This is a genomic window from Chitinimonas naiadis (genome assembly GCF_054780835.1).
This window is the reverse complement of record NZ_BAAGVO010000007.1, coordinates 388,864-407,058: the sequence shown is the minus strand read 5'-3', so window position 1 is coordinate 407,058 and position 18,195 is coordinate 388,864. Positions and strand designations below refer to the sequence as shown.

General features: G+C 60.1%; 12 protein-coding genes. 8 read left to right on the top strand and 4 right to left on the bottom strand.

The features are described from left to right. Nucleotides 1-80: 80 nt before the first annotated feature. Nucleotides 81-3,515 (bottom strand): transcription-repair coupling factor, encoded by a 3,435-nt coding sequence (mfd, locus tag ACYVHK_RS22155; RefSeq protein ID WP_460536686.1) that lies wholly within the window; start codon nucleotides 3,513-3,515, stop codon nucleotides 81-83. 95 nt (nucleotides 3,516-3,610) lie between these two features. Then, entirely contained in the window at nucleotides 3,611-6,016 is a 2,406-nt protein-coding gene (locus ACYVHK_RS22150; RefSeq protein ID WP_460536684.1) for a bifunctional diguanylate cyclase/phosphodiesterase, read from the bottom strand. 206 nt (nucleotides 6,017-6,222) lie between these two features. Here ACYVHK_RS22150 and ACYVHK_RS22145 point away from each other — a divergent pair, with 206 nt between their 5' ends. From ACYVHK_RS22145 to ACYVHK_RS22135, 3 genes are all read left to right on the top strand, one after another. Then, nucleotides 6,223-9,213, top strand: coding sequence for a PAS domain S-box protein (locus ACYVHK_RS22145; protein ID WP_460536682.1), 2,991 nt, complete (start codon nucleotides 6,223-6,225; stop codon nucleotides 9,211-9,213). Nucleotides 9,214-9,266: 53 nt separating this feature from the next. Beyond that, entirely contained in the window at nucleotides 9,267-10,076 is an 810-nt protein-coding gene (locus ACYVHK_RS22140) for an alpha/beta fold hydrolase (RefSeq protein ID WP_460536679.1), read from the top strand. Between the two features lie 192 nt (nucleotides 10,077-10,268). After that, nucleotides 10,269-10,478: a hypothetical protein gene (locus ACYVHK_RS22135; protein WP_460536677.1), complete on the top strand. Its 210-nt coding sequence runs from the start codon at nucleotides 10,269-10,271 to the stop codon at nucleotides 10,476-10,478. A gap of 20 nt (nucleotides 10,479-10,498) precedes the next feature. Here ACYVHK_RS22135 and ACYVHK_RS22130 read toward each other — a convergent pair whose 3' ends face one another. Continuing rightward, nucleotides 10,499-11,716, bottom strand: a complete 1,218-nt coding sequence (locus tag ACYVHK_RS22130; protein WP_460536675.1) for a class I SAM-dependent methyltransferase — start codon at nucleotides 11,714-11,716, stop codon at nucleotides 10,499-10,501. A gap of 340 nt (nucleotides 11,717-12,056) precedes the next feature. Here ACYVHK_RS22130 and ACYVHK_RS22125 point away from each other — a divergent pair, with 340 nt between their 5' ends. The 5 genes from ACYVHK_RS22125 (at nucleotide 12,057) to ACYVHK_RS22105 (ending at nucleotide 17,167) form a co-directional block, all read left to right on the top strand. Further along, nucleotides 12,057-12,809, top strand: a complete 753-nt coding sequence (locus ACYVHK_RS22125; RefSeq protein ID WP_460536673.1) for an SDR family NAD(P)-dependent oxidoreductase — start codon at nucleotides 12,057-12,059, stop codon at nucleotides 12,807-12,809. A gap of 153 nt (nucleotides 12,810-12,962) precedes the next feature. Then, a complete protein-coding gene (locus ACYVHK_RS22120) occupies nucleotides 12,963-13,343 on the top strand; it encodes a hypothetical protein (RefSeq protein ID WP_460536671.1) in 381 nt (126 codons plus the stop codon). 67 nt (nucleotides 13,344-13,410) lie between these two features. Further along, complete coding sequence (locus ACYVHK_RS22115; RefSeq protein ID WP_460537088.1) at nucleotides 13,411-14,388, top strand: potassium channel family protein; 978 nt, start codon at nucleotides 13,411-13,413, stop codon at nucleotides 14,386-14,388. A gap of 66 nt (nucleotides 14,389-14,454) precedes the next feature. Further along, nucleotides 14,455-16,560 (top strand): DEAD/DEAH box helicase, encoded by a 2,106-nt coding sequence (locus ACYVHK_RS22110; protein WP_460536669.1) that lies wholly within the window; start codon nucleotides 14,455-14,457, stop codon nucleotides 16,558-16,560. A gap of 139 nt (nucleotides 16,561-16,699) precedes the next feature. Then, complete coding sequence (locus ACYVHK_RS22105) at nucleotides 16,700-17,167, top strand: PDDEXK family nuclease (protein ID WP_460536667.1); 468 nt, start codon at nucleotides 16,700-16,702, stop codon at nucleotides 17,165-17,167. A 25-nt stretch (nucleotides 17,168-17,192) separates the two neighbouring features. Here ACYVHK_RS22105 and ACYVHK_RS22100 read toward each other — a convergent pair whose 3' ends face one another. Continuing rightward, nucleotides 17,193-18,116 (bottom strand): LysR family transcriptional regulator, encoded by a 924-nt coding sequence (locus tag ACYVHK_RS22100; protein ID WP_460536665.1) that lies wholly within the window; start codon nucleotides 18,114-18,116, stop codon nucleotides 17,193-17,195. Nucleotides 18,117-18,195 lie beyond the last annotated feature (79 nt).

The following is an 18,195-nucleotide window of genomic DNA, read 5'->3' as shown; positions in this document are numbered from 1 at the left end:
CAGCACGCCACACCGAAGTGCTTGTTTTGATTGCACTAGTGTCTACAGCCTGTGTTGCATGCGTGTTGTGATCCTGGAAACTACACTAGCTCCTGCAGCAGTTCCTTGACCCTGACAGCGCGAATGGCCGGATCGGGCAGGGCGCTTTCGACCCGCAGGCGATCGGGGCCAGCCAACTTGTAGTTACGCTTTTGCTGGATCAGCTTCATCACCTTCATCGGGTCTATGGTGTTCTGGGCGGCAAACTGCACCGATATCGCCACTTCCGACGCATCGAGCTTCAGCACGCCCAGCGGCTTGGCAATCAACCTGAGGCGGTGGCAATCGAGCAGTATCTTTGCTGGCGGTGGCAGCAGGCCGAAACGATCGATCAGCTCCTGCTGCATGTCATCCAGATCATCGTTGGTCTCGCAGTTGGCAAGGCGCTTGTACAGCACCAGCCGCTCATGCACATCCGGGCAGTACTCGTTCGGTAGCAGGGCAGGGCTGTGCAGGTTGATTTCGGTTGCTACCCCCAACGGCGCGTTCAGATCGGGCTCGATGCCCTTCTTGAGCGCCTTCACGGCTTCATTGAGCATGGCCGAATAGAGCGAGAAGCCGATCTCCTGCATCTCGCCTGACTGGTCATCCCCCAGTACCTCACCAGCACCACGGATTTCCAGGTCATGCATGGCCAGGTAGAAGCCGGAACCCAGTTCCTCCATCTGCTGGATGGCCTCCAGCCGCTTGCTGGCGGCAGGCGTCAGGCTCTTCATGTCCGGCACCAGCAGATAGGCATAGGCCTGGTGATGGGAACGCCCAACCCGGCCGCGCATCTGGTGTAACTGCGCCAGGCCGAACTTGTCGGCGCGGTTCATGATGATGGTATTGGCATTCGGGATGTCGATACCCGTCTCGATGATGGTGGTGCATAGCAGCAGGTTGAAACGCTGCTGGTTGAAGTCGCGCATCACTTGCTCAAGATCCCGCTCGCGCATCTGGCCGTGCGCCACCGCGATACGTGCTTCCGGCAGCAGGGCGGCGAGCTTCTCGTGCATATTGATGATGGTGTCCACCTCGTTATGCAGGAAGAACACCTGGCCGCCGCGCTTGAGCTCCCGCAGGACCGCCTCGCGGATAACTCCGTCACTCCAGTTGGCGACAAAGGTCTTGATCGCCAGCCGGCGGCTAGGCGCCGTCGCGATCACCGAGAAATCCCGCAAGCCTTCCAGCGACATGGCCAGCGTACGCGGGATAGGCGTTGCCGTCAGCGTCAGTACATCCACCTCGCTGCGCAGCGCCTTGAGCTGTTCCTTGTGGCGCACCCCAAAGCGGTGCTCCTCATCAATGATCACCAGACCCAGGTTCTTGAACTTCACGCCATCCTGGACCAGTTTGTGGGTGCCGATCACGATATCGATGCCGCCGCTTTCCATACCGGCAACCGCAGCGTCGATCTCCTTCTTGGAGCGGAAGCGGCTCAGTTCCGCGACGCGGACCGGCAGGTCGGCAAAGCGATCCGAGAAATTCTGGAAGTGCTGCTCGGCCAACAGCGTGGTCGGCACCAGCACCGCGACCTGCTTGCCATCGGCCACCGCCACGTAGGCGGCCCGCAGAGCGACTTCGGTCTTGCCAAAGCCCACATCGCCGCAGATCAGCCTGTCCATGGGTTTGCCGCTCGTCATGTCGGCGATGACCGCCTCGATGGCACCGGCCTGGTCGGCGGTTTCCTCAAAACCGAAGCCGGCGGCAAACGCTTCGTAGTCGTGGGTCTTGAAACCGAAGGCATAGCCCTCGCGCGCGGCTCGGCGGGCATAGAGGTTCAGCAGCTCGGCCGCGGTATCGCGTATCTGTTCAGCCGCCTTGCGCTTGGCTTTCTCCCAGTTACCGGAGCCCAGCTTGTGCAGCGGAGCGCTATCTTCGGCACCACCTGCATAACGGCTGATGACATGCAGTTGCGCCACCGGCACATAGAGCTTATCGCCGCCCGCGTACTCCAGCAGCAGCATCTCCGTGGCACCTTCACCCAGATCCATGCTGACCAGGCCGTTGTAGCGGCCGATGCCATGTTGCTCGTGGACAACCGGGTCGCCGACCTTGAGCTCGGTCAGGTCACGCAGCATGCCTTCCGCATTGCTACGCTTCTGGGCCTTGCGGCGACTCAGCGAGCTGGTCTGACCGTACAGGTCGGCTTCGGTGATGATGGCCACCTGGCCGGCAATAAAGCCGGCAGATAGCGGAGAGACAGCCAGCAGAGCCCGCTCGCTTGATGTTTCGCAATCGAGCCAGCTTTCAGCAACGGCCAGCTTCAGGCCATATTCGTTGAAATACTGGTGCAGGGTTTCCCGTCGCCCCAGCGATTCAGCCAGCAGCAATACCCGACCATCGAAGCCCGCGACAAAATCCGCCAGTTTCTGGATCGGATTGTCAGCACGGCGATCGACCCGTAGTTCCGGCAGCGCGCGACTGGCTTCGCGCCAAGCCATGTCCCTGGCGTCCTCGACCGCAGGCCCGGTCGTACTCAACTCCAGCCGTCGGTAAGACTTCATCAGGGTAAAGAAGCGATCGGTAGCCAGGAACAGCTCGTGCGGTGGCAGCAGTGGCTTGTCCTTGTCGCCCGCCAGCATCTTGTAGCGACTATGTGTATCGGCCCAGAAGCGGTCGCAGGTCTGCATCAGGTCGCCGTGCTGAACCAGCAGGGCATCGGGACCGATATAGTCGAAAAGGGTCGCGGTCTGGTCGAAGAACAGCGGCAGGTAGTATTCGACGCCCGGCGGTATCAATCCGCTGGAAATATCCTTGTAGACCCGCGACTTGCTCGGGTCGCCTTCGAATACCTCACGGAAACGCGAGCGGAACTTGGCTCGGCCGCCGTCATCGAGCGGAAACTCCCGGGCTGGCAACAGCCGGATCTCCGGCACTGGATAGATGCTGCGCTGACTGTCGACATCGAAGGTACGGATGGTCTCGATATCGTCACCGAACAAATCCAGCCGGTACGGCAGGGTGGAACCCATGGGGAACAGATCGATCAATCCGCCGCGAATCGAGAATTCGCCAGGTCCATAGACCTGTGTGACATGGTTGTAGCCGGCAAAGGTCAGGTCGGCCCGTAGCTTCTCCACGTCCAGGCGCGTCTTGGCTTTCAGGAAGAAACTGTAAGCGGTCAGGTACTCGACCGGTGGCAGCGGCATCAGGGCCGTCTGGGCAGGCACGATCACCACGTCCGCTTGCTGCTGGCGTATTTGCCAGAGCGTGGCCAGCCGCTCGGAGATCAAATCATGGTGCGGGGAAAAACTGTCGTAAGGGAGTGTTTCCCAGTCGGGCAGCAAGGCCACGACCTTCTCTGGGGCGAACCAGGCAATTTCGTCATGCAGGCGGCTCGCCGTTTGTGCATCGGCGGTCAGAATAACCAGGGGACGGGCGGCACTGCTGAGCGTCGCCAGCAGGCTGGCATCGGCCGATCCCGGTGGCAAGGCCAGACGTAAACGTTGACCGGCTGGTGGAAGGGCGAGGGACGGCAGCAACGAAGGCATCGTGGGCGGGCTGACTGGAACACACAAGGCGGACGATTATACGCCGCGCCGCCGCGCTGCCATCCCGATTCCACAAACAATTCCCTTGCAGACGCTCAGGCCTGATCGACCCGTTCGAGCCAACTGGTGAACTCCGCGGCCGGCATGGCCTTGGCATAGTGCCAGCCTTGCGCCTCCGGGCATCCCATCGCCAACAGGCACATCGCCTGCTCCGCCGTTTCCACGCCCTCGGCTATCGTATTGAAGCCCAGGCTACCGGCCAGACCGACAATGGCGCGCGAGATAGCCGAATCACCGGCATCACCCGGCAAACCGCGTACAAAACTCTGATCGATCTTGAGCCGATCGATGGGGAGCCGCTTCAGGTAGGCCAGGGAAGAGTAGCCGGTACCGAAATCATCAATCGCCAGCTGGACACCCAGCGCCTTCAGCGCGCGCAAGCGCATGGCTACCGCATCGATATGCTGCATGACCACGCTCTCGGTCACCTCCAGCTCAAGAAAGGCCGGATCGAGCCCGGTTGCGGTCAATGCCTTCTCAACCAGCCTCGGCCAGTTCTGGCGCTGGAACTGCACGGCGGAGACGTTCACCGCCACGCGAAGCGGCACGGCACGGCCACGATTCCACGCCGCGGCGTGCCGGCACGCCTCGAACAGTATCCATTCGCCGATCGGCAGGATCAGGCCGGATTCCTCAGCCACCGGTACAAATTTGGCGGGGGATATCAGCCCCAGGGTGGGGTGATTCCAGCGCAACAAGGTCTCCATGCCGATAGGACGGCCATCCAGCAGCCTCACCTGCGGCTGATAGGCCAACCACAGCTCGCCGTTGTCGATGGCGCGCCGCAAGTCCTGCTCCAGCTCGAACGGTGCACTGACCTCATGCGATAGATCCGGCGTATAGAGGCGTATCGTATCCAGCCCCTCCCGCTTGCAGCGCTGCATGGCGGCCGTGGCGTGAGCCAGCACCGTCACCGTATCCTCGCCGTGCTCCGGGAAGCACACGGCTCCAATGCTCGGGCGTATCAACAGGGTATCTGCATCCAGGGCGAACAAGGCATTGAAGCAACTGGCCAGGCGACGTGCCTGCAACATCACGTCCTCAAGCGTATTCAATCCGCCGACTGCAATGCCGAATTCGTCGCCGCCCAGCCGGCCAATTAGTGCATCAGGCAGGTCCAGTGCCCGTAAGCGCTCACCGATCTCCCGCAGCACCCGGTCACCTTTTTCCCGGCCGTAGACCTGGTTGATAACACGCAAACGATTGAGGTTCAGCACCCCCACCAAGGCACGATGCTTCTGTTGCCGAGTGGATTGCAGGTGCTCCGCCAGCCGGGCCCGGAAAACCTCGGCATTCAGTACGCCGGTCAAGGGATCGACTGTGGTCAGTTCACGTATACGCTGCTCCGCCTCGACCCGTTCGCTGAGGTCGCTATACACTGCAAAGTAATGCTCGATCTCGGATTGCTCGTCGTAGACCGCCGAGATGGCCAGCCACTCCGGATATACCTCGCCATTCTTGCGCCGGTTCCATATCTCGCCCCGCCAGTGCCCTTGCTGTCGCAAACGCTGCCACATGTCGGCAAAGAAGTCCGGCGGCTGACGCCCTGACCGCAGCAAGGTAAACGATTGACCGACCAGCTCGTGCTGCGCATAACCCGTGATCTCGCAAAAACGTGGATTCACCGCCTGTATGACGCCATGACGATCGGCAACCACCACGCCATCGTTGGCCCGTTCGATAAGGCGGTCCATCAACTTGAGCCGCTTGAGATTGCGCACATGTCCCATGCCGAACGAGAGCGCATCCGAGAGCCGGACCAACAGTTGCACCAGATCCTCATCAAAGAAATGCTTGGTCCGGCTGGCTACCGCCAGGGCACCGACAATCACGCCGTCTTCGGATAGGGGAAACGCCGAGAAGGACTGGATATCGTGCGAGGCATACAGGGCATACCAGCTCTCGAACCCCGGCTCGGTACCGATGTCGTTGCAGATACAGGGCTTGCCGGACTGGATGGCTCGCAGCGAGACCGACGCCGCCTGCACATTGCCGGGGTCCAGCGACAGCGCATGCTGGTACATGCTGGCGGCCGAGCCGGTGGCGTATTGGCTACGCAAGCTTTTTCCACCCGGCTCAATCAAGGTAACCGCCGTCACGCAGATGCCTGGATTGGCAACGATTGCCTCACAGACTGCCTGAAACAAGGGCTGGGCATGTTCCGCGCGCATCGCCGCATTGGCCACTTGGGAGACGGCCTCGTAGAAACCACTGAGCGCCTGTATGCGCCAGCGATAGGCATCGTTGTCGCGCTGTCCGCGTCTTAGCAGCCAGTGCAATGCCGCGCCGGTCGCCAGGACAAAGAACCAGCCCTTGAGCGTCTGCAAGCGATTGAGCAAGGAAGACGAAGTGATCAAGGCGGCCAGCAAGCGATCCGAGAAGGCAATCCATGCTGCGGCAATCAGCACATAGAGAAGACTGGGAGATAGGCGTTTGGGCATTGATGGGTAGCGGTGCCGCATCCGGTTTGGGGTCGGTAAGCCTGCCATTCGCAGACCTGCCGGCAGATGGCTGTCCCAAGCATAGACCGTCCTTGGGAAAAGAGCCGCTGGCGCGGATCGGGTTTTCCCTTACAATCGAACGCAGACATACGCCCGAAACAGGCGCGGCATCCTGCAATCGCCGCCGCCCAACCTAAAAGAGAGCGATGGAGAAGACCCCACCGATATGGCCGGCCCCAGTTCTGGGCCTGACCGTTGCCGCCGCCATCCTGTTCGCCAAGAGTTTGCCGGCGTGGTTGGCCTTGGCACTGGCTATCCTGCTGGGCGCGGTGGTCATGCATCTTTGTCGTCCTGCGCCTGCAGCCAGGCGAATACACGAAACCGACTGGCAGCTATCCGAGTTCCTTGACGAATCCATGGTCGGCCTCTTTTCGTTGAGTGTGGATCGCATCATTTATAGCAATCAGGCGCTGGCGAACCTGCTGGGTCGATCACAGGATGAGCTGCTGGATCATCCCTTCAGCACTTTCATCTACCCCGAAGACTTGCCCCTGCTCGAAAATCTGCTGAACGGCAGCCCGGATCAGGACGAAGACAGTTCGCACTACAGTTTTCGTATCATTCGTGGCGACGGCACCATTCGACAGTGCGAAGTCAGCAGCCGGACGGTGGAGGAGGGCAGGGAGAGTTACGTCATGGGCGTGCTGCTGGACATCACCGAATGGGTGGTCGCCCAGCAGGAACTGGCACTCTATGCACGCGCCTTCGAGGCCAGTAGCGAAGGTATCGTGGTCACGGATGCGCAAGGCATCATCGTCGCGGTCAACCCCGCCCTGGAGGGCCTGTCCGGCTATAACCGGGAAGAACTGCTCGGCGAACCCGTCCTCGCACTCGAGCATCGGATGTCGGGGGAGCGGCTGGAAAAGGTACTCGCCATCGCCACCAGCGAAGGTCGCTGGCAGGGGGAGTTCGAGGCTTTACGCAAGGATGGCAACGTCTATCCCACCATGCTGTCCGTCAACGCCGTCCAGGATGCAGGTAGTGCGCCAAGCCATTATGTGTCGATACTCAGCGACCTGAGCCTCGTGAAAGCTGCGGAGCGGCGCCAAGTCGAATCCGAGCGAAAGTTCCGTGCTTTCGTGGAGCTGTCCCTGGTTGGCCTCTATGTCGTCCAGGATGGCAAGCTCGCTTATGCCAACCCTGAGCTTGCCAGGGTACTGGGCTACGACAGCCCGGAGGAACTCATCGACCTGCCGGTCGAGGCCGTTACCGCACCGGAGGACCTCGCCCTGCTGCGCGAGAATCACCGTCGCCGCCTGGCCGGCGAGCTCGATAGCGTGCGCTATACCTACCGGGCCATGAAGCGCGACGGCAGCTACCTGTGGACCGAAGCCCATGGCCGCATGTTCGAGTACCAGGGACGCCCGGCGGTTATCGGCATTGCGCTCGATGTCAGCCAGCGTATCGAGGCGGAGCTGCAGTCACGGCTGGCAGAGCGGGTGTTCGAGTCCGCCACCGAGGGCATCCTGATTACCGATGCCGACAGCCGTATCGTTGCCGTCAATCCGGCTTTCACCCGCATTACCGGTTACTCGGCCCAGCAGGCTATCGGCAAGGTATCCCGCATGCTAATGCGCCAGGACGCACGGGCGGAATTCAATCGCGAAATGCTGGACCACCTGGCACGAGACGGCCACTGGCAAGGCGAAATGCGCGACCGCCGCCTGAATGGCGAGTGGTACCCGGTCTGGATGTCGATCTCGGCCGTACGAGACGATTCCGACCGGATCAGCAGCTATGTGGGGGTGTTTACCGACTACACCAGCCGCAAGGAAGCCGAAAACCGGCTCCACTACCTGGCCAACCATGATGGCCTGACCGGCCTGTTGAACCGCAGTGGGCTGATGAGTCAGCTGGAGCACGAGATCAATCGGGCCAAGGCACACCGGCAATCACTGGCCGTACTGTTCCTGGACCTTGACCGTTTCAAGGCCATCAACGACACCCTGGGTCACGGCACGGGTGATCGCCTGCTGGTTGCGGCGACGGAAAGACTCAGGAACCAGGTCAAGGAGACCGACCTGGTGGGCCGCCTGGGCGGCGACGAATTCACCATCGTGCTGGAAAATCTCAGCGCCCCAGAGGTCGCCGCCGATGTCGCCAGTCGTATCGTGAATGCGATGGCGCAGCACTTCGTGATCGATGGGCATGAGATGTTTGTCACCGCCAGTGTGGGCGTGGCGGTCTATCCGCATGACGGGATCGATGCCACCGCCTTGCTCAAGAATGCCGACGTCGCCATGTACCGGGCCAAGGAACGGGGTAAGAACACCTATCAGTTCTTCGCCAAGGAAATGAACGCACAGGCCTTCGAACATCTGCTACTGGAAAACAGCTTGCGGCATGCGCTGGAACGCCAGGAATTCGAACTTCACTACCAACCCCAGGTCGCAACCAGCAACGGCAGCATCGTTGGCGTTGAAGCCCTGATCCGTTGGCGCCATCCCGAACTAGGGCTGGTGCCGCCGGCGCAGTTCATCTCGATGGCCGAGCAGAACGGCCTGATCGTTCCCATCGGCGCCTGGGTGCTGCACGAAGCCTGTCGTCAAGGCAGGCAATGGCTGGATGCGGGGCATGCGCTGGCCCATGTCGCAGTCAATCTCTCCGCCCGCCAGTTTGCCGATGATCATTTGCTCGATACCATACGTGCAGCCCTGAGCGAGAGCCGGCTTCCCCCCAGCATGCTGGAGCTGGAAATCACCGAGAGCACGATCATGCAAAAGCCGCAGGATGCCGTGACGCTTTTGCATAAACTACGGGCAATGGGGGTGGCGTTGTCGATTGATGATTTTGGTACCGGCTACTCGTCCCTGGTCAGCCTCAAGCAATACCCGCTCGACAATCTCAAGATCGATCGCGGCTTTGTCGCTGGCATCCCCCACGATGCCGATGATCAGGCCATTACCGAGGCCATCGTCGCCATTGCCCGCAAGATGCGGCTCAAGGTGGTGGCGGAAGGCGTGGAGACCATAGAGCAATTCGACTTTCTGCGCGCCGCGGGCTGCGACATCGCCCAAGGCTACTTGCTGGGCAGACCTATGCCCGCTCACGAACTGGCGGCCATGTTGTCCGCCGATGATGTTTTCCAGGCCGCCCCCTTGCGCAAGGTGTCGGCCCCATTGAGGAATCAGGCCTGATGGGTTCACACGGCTTATTTTTTGCCCGCCAACAAAGCAATCGCTTGATAGATATGCCAAACAGCAAGCCCCCCCTACATTTTTCCCATGCCAACAGTTTCCCAGCCGGGAGCTACCGGCAGTTCCTCCAGCACTTCGAGGCCGACTACGACGTGGGTTATATCGATACGATCGGCCATGACCCCCGCTACCCGGTAACAGACTGCTGGCCGTACCTGATCGAAGAGACCTTGCGTTATATCGAGCAGCGCTATAAGGAGCCTGTCATTGCCGTGGGCCACTCGCTGGGCGGGTTTCTGTCCCTTCTGGGCGCCTTGCAAAGACCGGAACTGTTCCGCGCCGTAATCCTGCTCGATTCTCCAGTGTTCGGCCGGCCGGTATCCACTGCGCTCTGGCTAGGCAAGCGCCTGGGCTTCATCGACAGACTGACACCCGGCAAGGGCACCTTGACCCGGCGTAGTACCTGGCCGGACAAGGATGCGGCCTATCAGCACTTCCTGGGCCGCGGCATGTTTGCCCACTTCGACCCGAGCTGCCTGCGAGATTATGTGGAAGCCGGTACGGTGGCCTCTGAAGGAGGGGTGCGTCTGCGCTTCGAACCGGAAGTGGAACATCTGATCTATTGCGGTCTGCCACACAATCTACCGGAGTACCGCGGGCAACTGCAGGTGCCGGCGGGCTTTATCGGCGGTAGCAAGTCAAACTACGTCAGGCGTAGCGACCTTGCCCATATGGTTCGCCATTTCGGTATCCAGCTGCGAAAAGTGGAGGGGGGGCACCTGTTCCCCTTTGAGCAGCCGGCAATGGCCGCTACGGAAGTCAAACAAATGATAGGGCGCCTCCTCAGCCCCGCAGCAGCCTGATCCATCCCGGCCTACCTGATTCCGAAAGGAGCAGCAGGCCGTTTTTCAACTTTTATTTCATGACTAGTCACTAAATACGGATACAATGAAACTTGGTCACGTCATCCCTTACCCATGGCAAAAACAAAGCAAACGCCCCCAGCCGCGGCCATCCCTCCCAAGCGGGGCCGTCCTGCGCTGGGCGAGCAGGCCATGACAGCAGCAGAACGCAAGCGCCGCAGCCGTAGCCTGCAACGACAGGCCGGCTTCCTTTCGGCTGGGCAGACCACGGCGGCAAGAATTCCGAAACCCTTTGCGTGCGATCTGGACGAGCTGGCGATCACCAAGCTCAAGAAAGTGGCCGCCCTGCGTAAGGCCACCCTCTACCAGGTACTTGAGCAACTGATACGGGACCACCTGTAGCCCCCAGGGAGGTCGAAGCATCACCGTTGCGCCAATTCGCCTGCATACATGTAGTTGCGTGACCACTCCAGAGCATCGGCCTGGCGCTGCGCCTTGCCACATAGCACCTGGTAGATGGATATCCAGTCGTTGCGGAAGGCATGGGCGCAACCGGCGAGATAGATCCGCCAGATACGGAACTTCTCCTCGCCAACCTCTTGCCTGATCCATTCGCTCTTGCGCTCGAAATTATCGGACCAGATCGACAAAGTACGGGCGTAGTGACGCCGCAGATTCTCGGCATCGAGCGCCTCCAGCCCGCCTTGCTGCATGCTCTGCATCACGAGGGCCAGATGCGGTAGCTCACCACCAGGAAAAACATACTTTTCGATGAAATCGCTGGCACCAAAAGGTGTCTCGCCACTGAACGGATCGGTCGACGTGATACCGTGGTTCAGCACTAGGCCGTCATCAGCCAGCAACTCGCGTATACGACCGAAGTAAGCCGGAAGTTGCTTGAGCCCCACATGCTCGAACATACCGACACTAGTAACCCGGTCAAATTGACCCTCGATATCGCGATAGTCCTGCAAACGGATTTCCACCTGCTTGTCCAAACCAGCAGCCCGGACTCGCTCAGTTGCCCACTGGTATTGGTTCTCTGACAAGGTAATCCCGACACAACGTGCACCAAAGCGGCTGGCTGCCCGCATGACCAAACCGCCCCAGCCGCAGCCAATGTCAAGCAGGCTCTGCCCTGGGCTCAGCCGAATCTTGGTCAGGATATGGTCGATCTTCTTGAGTTGCGCGGTCGCAAGATCCTCTCGGCCCGTCTCGAAATAGGCGCAGGAATAGACCATGTTCGGGTCCAGCCAGGCGGCGTAGAAGTCGTTGGAGACATCATAGTGGTACTGGATTGCCTGCCGATCACTACGCCGGTTATGACGGAAGTAGCTGGTGATGCGGGCAAGCCGGCTGCCAACATCCACCTGGGCCAGGCCATAAGCCAGCTCGACCACATCCTCTAGCCGCCCCTCTACATTGATCAACGCCCGGATATAAGCCTCACTCAAGCTGTCGAGGTCAGGCTCAAGCAAGTAATTGAAGGCGGAAGGACCGGTGACATGCAAAGTGACATCGGGGGCATTGAATTCGCCAAAATCGAAGTAACGTCCATCCCAAAGCGACAATCTCGCTGCGACGGGCGTACGACGCCGGACTTCCAATACCCATCGTTCGAGATTTTTCTCCCAAGCCATAGTATCCCTCCGAATCCGCGCTTAATTCGCCGTCATCTGCGTATTAGGCAATCGCGCGGAAATTTCCAAACCGTGCGAAGGACCATAAGCCTCGTGGCAACAACCGGAACCTTATACGGCTATGGATAGGCTGGTTGGCGATGGTTCCATTGAAAATACTGATCGTATCAATTGATCGTTATCGGGGCGTTAATCCACTCCCCATCAATTGTCCATAAAACTGGAATCAATTATCGAAGTTAGCTGGTTTATTGAACAATAAACCCTCCTTACAGTGTGCTCATCGGCAATCGCATCCGACCGAAGGCCGAAACACTTCCAACGTACTAGGAGATAGATCATGAGCAAGAAACTCGAAGGCAAGATCGCATTGGTTACTGGTGGTACCAGCGGTATAGGCTTGGCATCAGCCCAGGCGTTTGCCGAGGAAGGTGCCACCGTATTCATTACCGGCCGCCGGCAGGCAGAGCTGGATGCGGCAGTCCAGTTGATCGGCAAGGGGGCCGTTGGCCTGCGTAGCGATGTATCGAACCTGGCTGAACTTGACCGCCTGTATGCCGAGATCAAGCAGAAGGCAGGCAGGCTGGATGTGCTGTTCGCCAACGCGGGCGGTGGCGATATGCTGCCCTTGGCCGACATTACCGAAGAACACTATCACCAGATCTTCGACCGCAATGTCAAAGGCCTGCTGTTCACGGTACAAAAGGCCTTGCCGCTGCTCGTGGATGGCGCCTCCATCATTCTTACCGGCTCAACGACGGGCAGCATGGGCACCGCCTCGTTCAGCGTCTACAGCGCCTCCAAGGCGGCGGTACGCAACTTCGCCCGCAGCTGGATCCTGGACCTGAAAGACCGTGGTATCCGCGTCAACACCATCAGTCCCGGCCCAATCCGTACCCCGGGCCTGGTTGATCTGGCTCCCACCGAGGAAGCGCAAGCAGGCCTTCTGAGTTACCTCGCCAGCCAGGTCCCGATGGGCAGGGTGGGTGAGCCCGCCGAGATCGGCAAGGCTGCTGTCTTCCTGGCATCGAGCGACGCCAGCTTCGTCAACGGCGCCGAATTGTTTGTGGATGGTGGCATGGCACAGGTCTGACCCGTCGCCAACGTGTCATCGCAGTCACGGTAATCAAAGGCCGGCATCGCGCTACGCATGCCGGCCTTTCCTTGTCGCCTAGCCATCGCCGAGGTGTGCCAAGCCAGATATAGTTGGCCGCATAATTATTCGGTATGAGAGACAGAGGAAACCATGCGTTTGCTGCTGGGGGGACTGATCGTTATCTGCGCCATCATTGGCATCCGCTACTACGCAGCCAATACGGCCGTGACACAAATGACCAGCCATATCAGCCGCACCACGACGGAGATGACCGCCAAACTGCAGCGGCAATCGGAGGCAGCGGTGGCCAAGCTATCGCAGAATCAGGCTGTAGAGACGGAGCGCACTGCGAAGCAACGCCAGATCGATGCCGTGGTGGGCTGCGCCCGCAATGCAGGCCGGGACAAATGCCATTGTTATGACAACAAGGGACAACAGGTCCCCGGCATTGCCGACGACCTCTGCCTGAAGGTCGTTGACGGCGGTTTGAACTGGCTGAAGATGCCCGCCGCAAACGAGGGACACCACTAAAGTGAGGCCTCAAAGCAGCAGTACTCGCTCACGGATCTTTATCAAGGCCGAGCGCACGCCCTTGCAAATGCTACTGGCCCGATGCGCCATCCTGGCAATACTGGTGGCCTGCGTGCTGGTTATTTTCTGGGTCGATCGTGATGGCCTCAAGGATCAGATCGATGGCGATGTCAGCTTTACCGATATCGTGTACTTCACCGCCGTCACGATCACTACCGTGGGCTATGGCGATATCGTGCCGGTATCGGACCGGGCACGCATCGTCGATGCCCTGCTGGTCACACCGCTGCGCCTGATGATCTGGCTGATTTTCATGGGCACGGCCTACGAGCTGGTGCTCCAACGATGGATAGAGGCACGACGTATGCAGCATCTGCAAGGAAAGCTGGACCAACACCTGATCATCTGCGGCTTTGGCCACGGCGGGCAGAGCGCCGCCAGCGAAGCCGTGGCGCGTGGTACGGATCCCAAAGAGATCCTGGTACTCGACCTGGACACCTCCCGGCTCACGGTAGCTGCCGCGACGGGGTATATCGGCCTGCTGGGTGACGCCACCTCGGAGCAGCACCTCAGCGAAGCCGGCATCCTGAAGGCCCGTGCCATCATGATCTGCCTGGGCAGGGATGACGCCACCGTCCTGGCCGTGTTGACCGTCAGGCAGTTGAACCCACAAGTACGGATCGTCAGCTCGGCCCGCGAGGCAGAAAACATCAAGCTGCTCAGACAGGCAGGTTCCGACGCCGTGGTTGCTCCGTCCATGATCGGCGGCTACCTGATGACCAACTCGGTACAGTCCTCGAATATTGCCGACTACGTCAGCGACCTGATGCAGGCAGATGGTCGGATCAAGCTGATCGAACGCCCGGCACAAGCGCGCGAAATCGGGCTTCGCATGCGGGAGGTCAAACCGGAACTGGTGGTCAGGTTGCACCGCCCCAACCAGACCGTGGGCTTCTGGGAAGGCGACGATACGATCATTCGTGAGGGTGATCTGCTGATCATCATCGAACCCAACTCGATAGCGCCCGACGCCGGGCCACGGTAAACCCGCATTTGCCATTCTTGCTACAACGCGCCACCCTATACGACCTACCTTGTTGTCCCGGATATCGTGAACTTTGTCCTAGATCCATCGGCCCTGACCGACGAAAAGCAGAACATCCTCGTTGCCAGCGCCGAGGGCATCTATGGCGATGCCATTGCCGGCAGTGGCAAGACCACGCTGCTGGGGCATCTGGCGCTCAAGCACTGCCGCGCCGGTGTGCCACCCGACGAAATCGCCATGCTCACCGTATCTCGACCAGCGGCCGATCACCTCTCGGCCTTTCTGGAAGCACTGGAGAAACGACACCGTATCAAACTGCCGCGCGCCATGACCATCCACGGTCTGTGCGGCAAGCTGCGTAATCGTATTGACCGGTTCAAGGAAGGCGGCGAGGTGCTACCGGAGAGCGATGAGCGCCTCTCCCAGGTACTGGCGCGAGCCATGGAAGCAGGCCGCCTACTGCTGGAAGATGATGACGAAGCCGGCATGCTGCCAGCCAATCCCGGAAACCTGAAGGGTCTGTACGATGCCATCGCCAGGATCAAGGGCGAATATCGCTTTGATCTGAAAGCGATACTGGAGGAAGACAATGTTGATATCCCGTGGCTGTCCAGCCTGGCCCGGCAACCCGAGCTGACGGTCGCAAGCCTGGTGGCATTCGAGCGTATCCGCATCCAGGAAAATTTCCTGACCTTCCCCGACCTGCCACTTGAGATCCTGCACCGGCAACGGACAGATCCCGCCGTGGCGCGCCTGCTGGCCAGCTACAAGGTGATGGGCTTTGACGAAGGCAACGACCTGAACACAGCGCTACTGTCTGCCGCGCTCAGCAGCCGGCAAACAGGTTGCCGTGTCATCGTGGTGGGCGACAAGAACCAGTGCGTACAAACCAAGCAGGGCGCCCGTGCCAATGTAATGGCGGAGGATTTCCCCCGGCTGGTCGGCAATGTAGTCACCATGCCCATCAATGAGTCGCATCGTTTTGGCAGCAACCTCACCAAGCGCATGAAGCCCTTGATGCAGTGTTACGGCCAACCTGCACAAGAGTTCGCCTCGGCCACCCGCCACAAGACAACGATCCAGGGTAAGGCCATCAAGGACCCGCAGGCCATCATCGATATCATCGCCAGCGGCCGAGCCAAGGAACCCGATTGGCGAACCGGCGTGCTGTTTCGGCAACGTAGCGAGGCATTGCCGCTCGAATTTGCGCTGATCGCTGCGGAGATGCCCTACACCATGCTGGGCCATAAGGCCGTTGCCTATGACGACACACTCGAGGCCATCGTTACGCTGCTGGCCGCCGACTGTGGACTTCTTGACAGCCTGGATGGCGAAGTCCGGGCTCACAAGATGATCGAAGCCGGCAAGTTCTTTTTCCCCATGTGGGACAAGGACAGCGCATGGGAATCCTATCTGGCACTCGCCAAGATGGATAAGGCTGCGGGAATCGGCGCCGAATACATTCGGCTGACCATGCCCAAGGCCGTCCAGAATTCACCGGAACGGCCTGTCTACCAGAGGCGGCTGCAAGAACTGCAAGCGTTCTGGGCTGCCGGACACGCCTTCAATGCCAAGAGCGATGCCGCCACCGCGCTGGACACCCTGATCAAGCAACTGCGTATCAAGCATCTGATCACGGAAGATACCGGCTCGCAGGAAACGCAGCGCGAAACCATTGCCACCCTTGATGCGTTCCTGGCCTATACCCGCGAATACCAGCTCACACTGGGCCAGATGTTCAAGCAGATGATAAAGGCGCGGCTGGTCACCCGCACCGGCAGTGCCGCCGCCAACGAATCCGGCACCATCTGCGTGAGCACTTTTCTGCGCGCCAAGGGTAAGGAGTTCGAGCAGGTGATCCTTGCGGATACTTCCGCGGACAAGGTGCCGGTTCCTCCGTCGCTCGACGGTGCCTGGGAAGACGCCAACGAGCATCGCGCCATCGAACTTAACCTGTTCTACGTCGCCATTACCCGAGCCAAGCATGCCCTCTGGTTGCTGCATCGGGCCGGGCAAGCGCCTTCACGCTTCATAGAGGCCATGAAGGCGTCCAACGCGGCCAAGCCTGCTGCCAAATCCATCTCAGACAGCGAACCCGACAAAACCGAATCCGCCCAGGCGATAAAACTTGAGGCCATGCGGCAGCTACGGGCCATCACCGGCGCCAAGTAAGGGTGCAAGCGGGGCAGGGGAGTGATCCCTGTTCGGCCGCCATGCCTGTTTTACCCAGAACCATCTCCCCCTGTTTTGGTATCCTCCCGCCTCCTCCGAGAAGAGGCATCGAAAAACAGTCCTTAAAAGGGGGAATCTCATGGCTATCTTCGCCACTATCATCGTATTGCTCGTCGCAGGCTTCCTGGTCTTCAAGGCCACACACTCGCAGCCACAAGTCGAAACCACCTCGCCAACCGAATGGCACGTCCAGGCCAAGCGACCGCTGTCCACGTCGGAACAGGACCTCTACCATCGCTTGATCGAATCCCTGCCAGGCCACCTGATCTTCGCCAAGGTCAGCCTGGGTGGCTTCCTCTCTGCCAAGCCAGGCCATGATGCCGAGCAATGGCAAAAACACATCGACCCGTTGCGGGTGGATTTTCTGGTCTGCGACCAGACCCTGCAGATCGTGGCGGCCGTGGAGCTGGGCGACCTGACCGATACCAAGCAGCAGCAAGCCGACCACAGCAAGACCCAGGCCCTCCAGGCGGCAGGGATCAAGCTGATACGCTGGAATGCGCAATCCCTGCCGGAACTGAATGACATTGCAGCAGCACTGATCTAGCTCGCGAGCTAGCGCCAACCCGCCGCTACGATCGATCCTGGCCCCGGGCACCGTCGGCCATGCAAGCCGCGATGGCCAGGTCGATCTCTTCCCTTAGCCAATCCCGCAAAGCCACGATAGCCGGCTCCTGGCGCCTGCTGCGGGTACAGGCAAAGCTGTACAAGTAGTTGGTGTGCAGCATGTGCTGACGAAACGGCGCAATCAGCCGGCCACAGCCGAGATCATCGGCAATCAGCAAGGGATCAGCAATGGCGACGCCATGCCCCTGTGCCGCCAGGTTCACCGCCATGTCCAGCACCTCAATGCTGGGCCCGGCCTCCAGTTGCGGATGCTGTACCCCCGCCAACGCCAGCCAGCTACGCCAGTCTGCGTAGTCGGGACTCAGATGGATCAAGGTCTCTCGTGCCAGATCGGCCGGTCGTTGCAAGCGGGCGGCAACCTGCGGGGCACAGACAGGGGTCAGCTCCTCATGAAATAGCGGCTCGCTGAAGCAATCCTCAAGCGGCCTTGCGGTGGCGATGATGGCAGCGTCGAAGTCCTCGCGCTCAAACGCGACCGAGCTGAACGAAGAAGTACTCATGCGCACCTCTATCTCGGGATGCCGCCGCTGAAAGTCAGGCAGGCGCGGCAGGAACCAGCGCAGCGCCAGTGTCGGCGGCAGCTTGATCTTGAGATCGGTCGGCCGCTGCCTCAAGCTATCGACGGCACGATGGATATCATCGAATGCCTGCTCGACCGGCTGCAGCAGCCGTCGGCCCGCAACGGTCAGCTCTATCCCGCGGGCCTGGCGCAAGAACAGCGGCTGACCGAGAAAATCCTCCAGCTGGCCGATCTGCCGGCTGACAGCACTCTGTGTGACATGCAGCAGCTCGGCGGCGCGGCTCATGCTCCCGCTACGGGCGGTGACACTGAACACGTGCAATGCATCGAGCGGTGGCAGGCGTTTCATGGCGATCTCAAGCTATGCGCAATACGCATAGCTTGCATGCGAATTCGGCGTTAGTCGAGCCGGCTGCCAAGCCCTATGC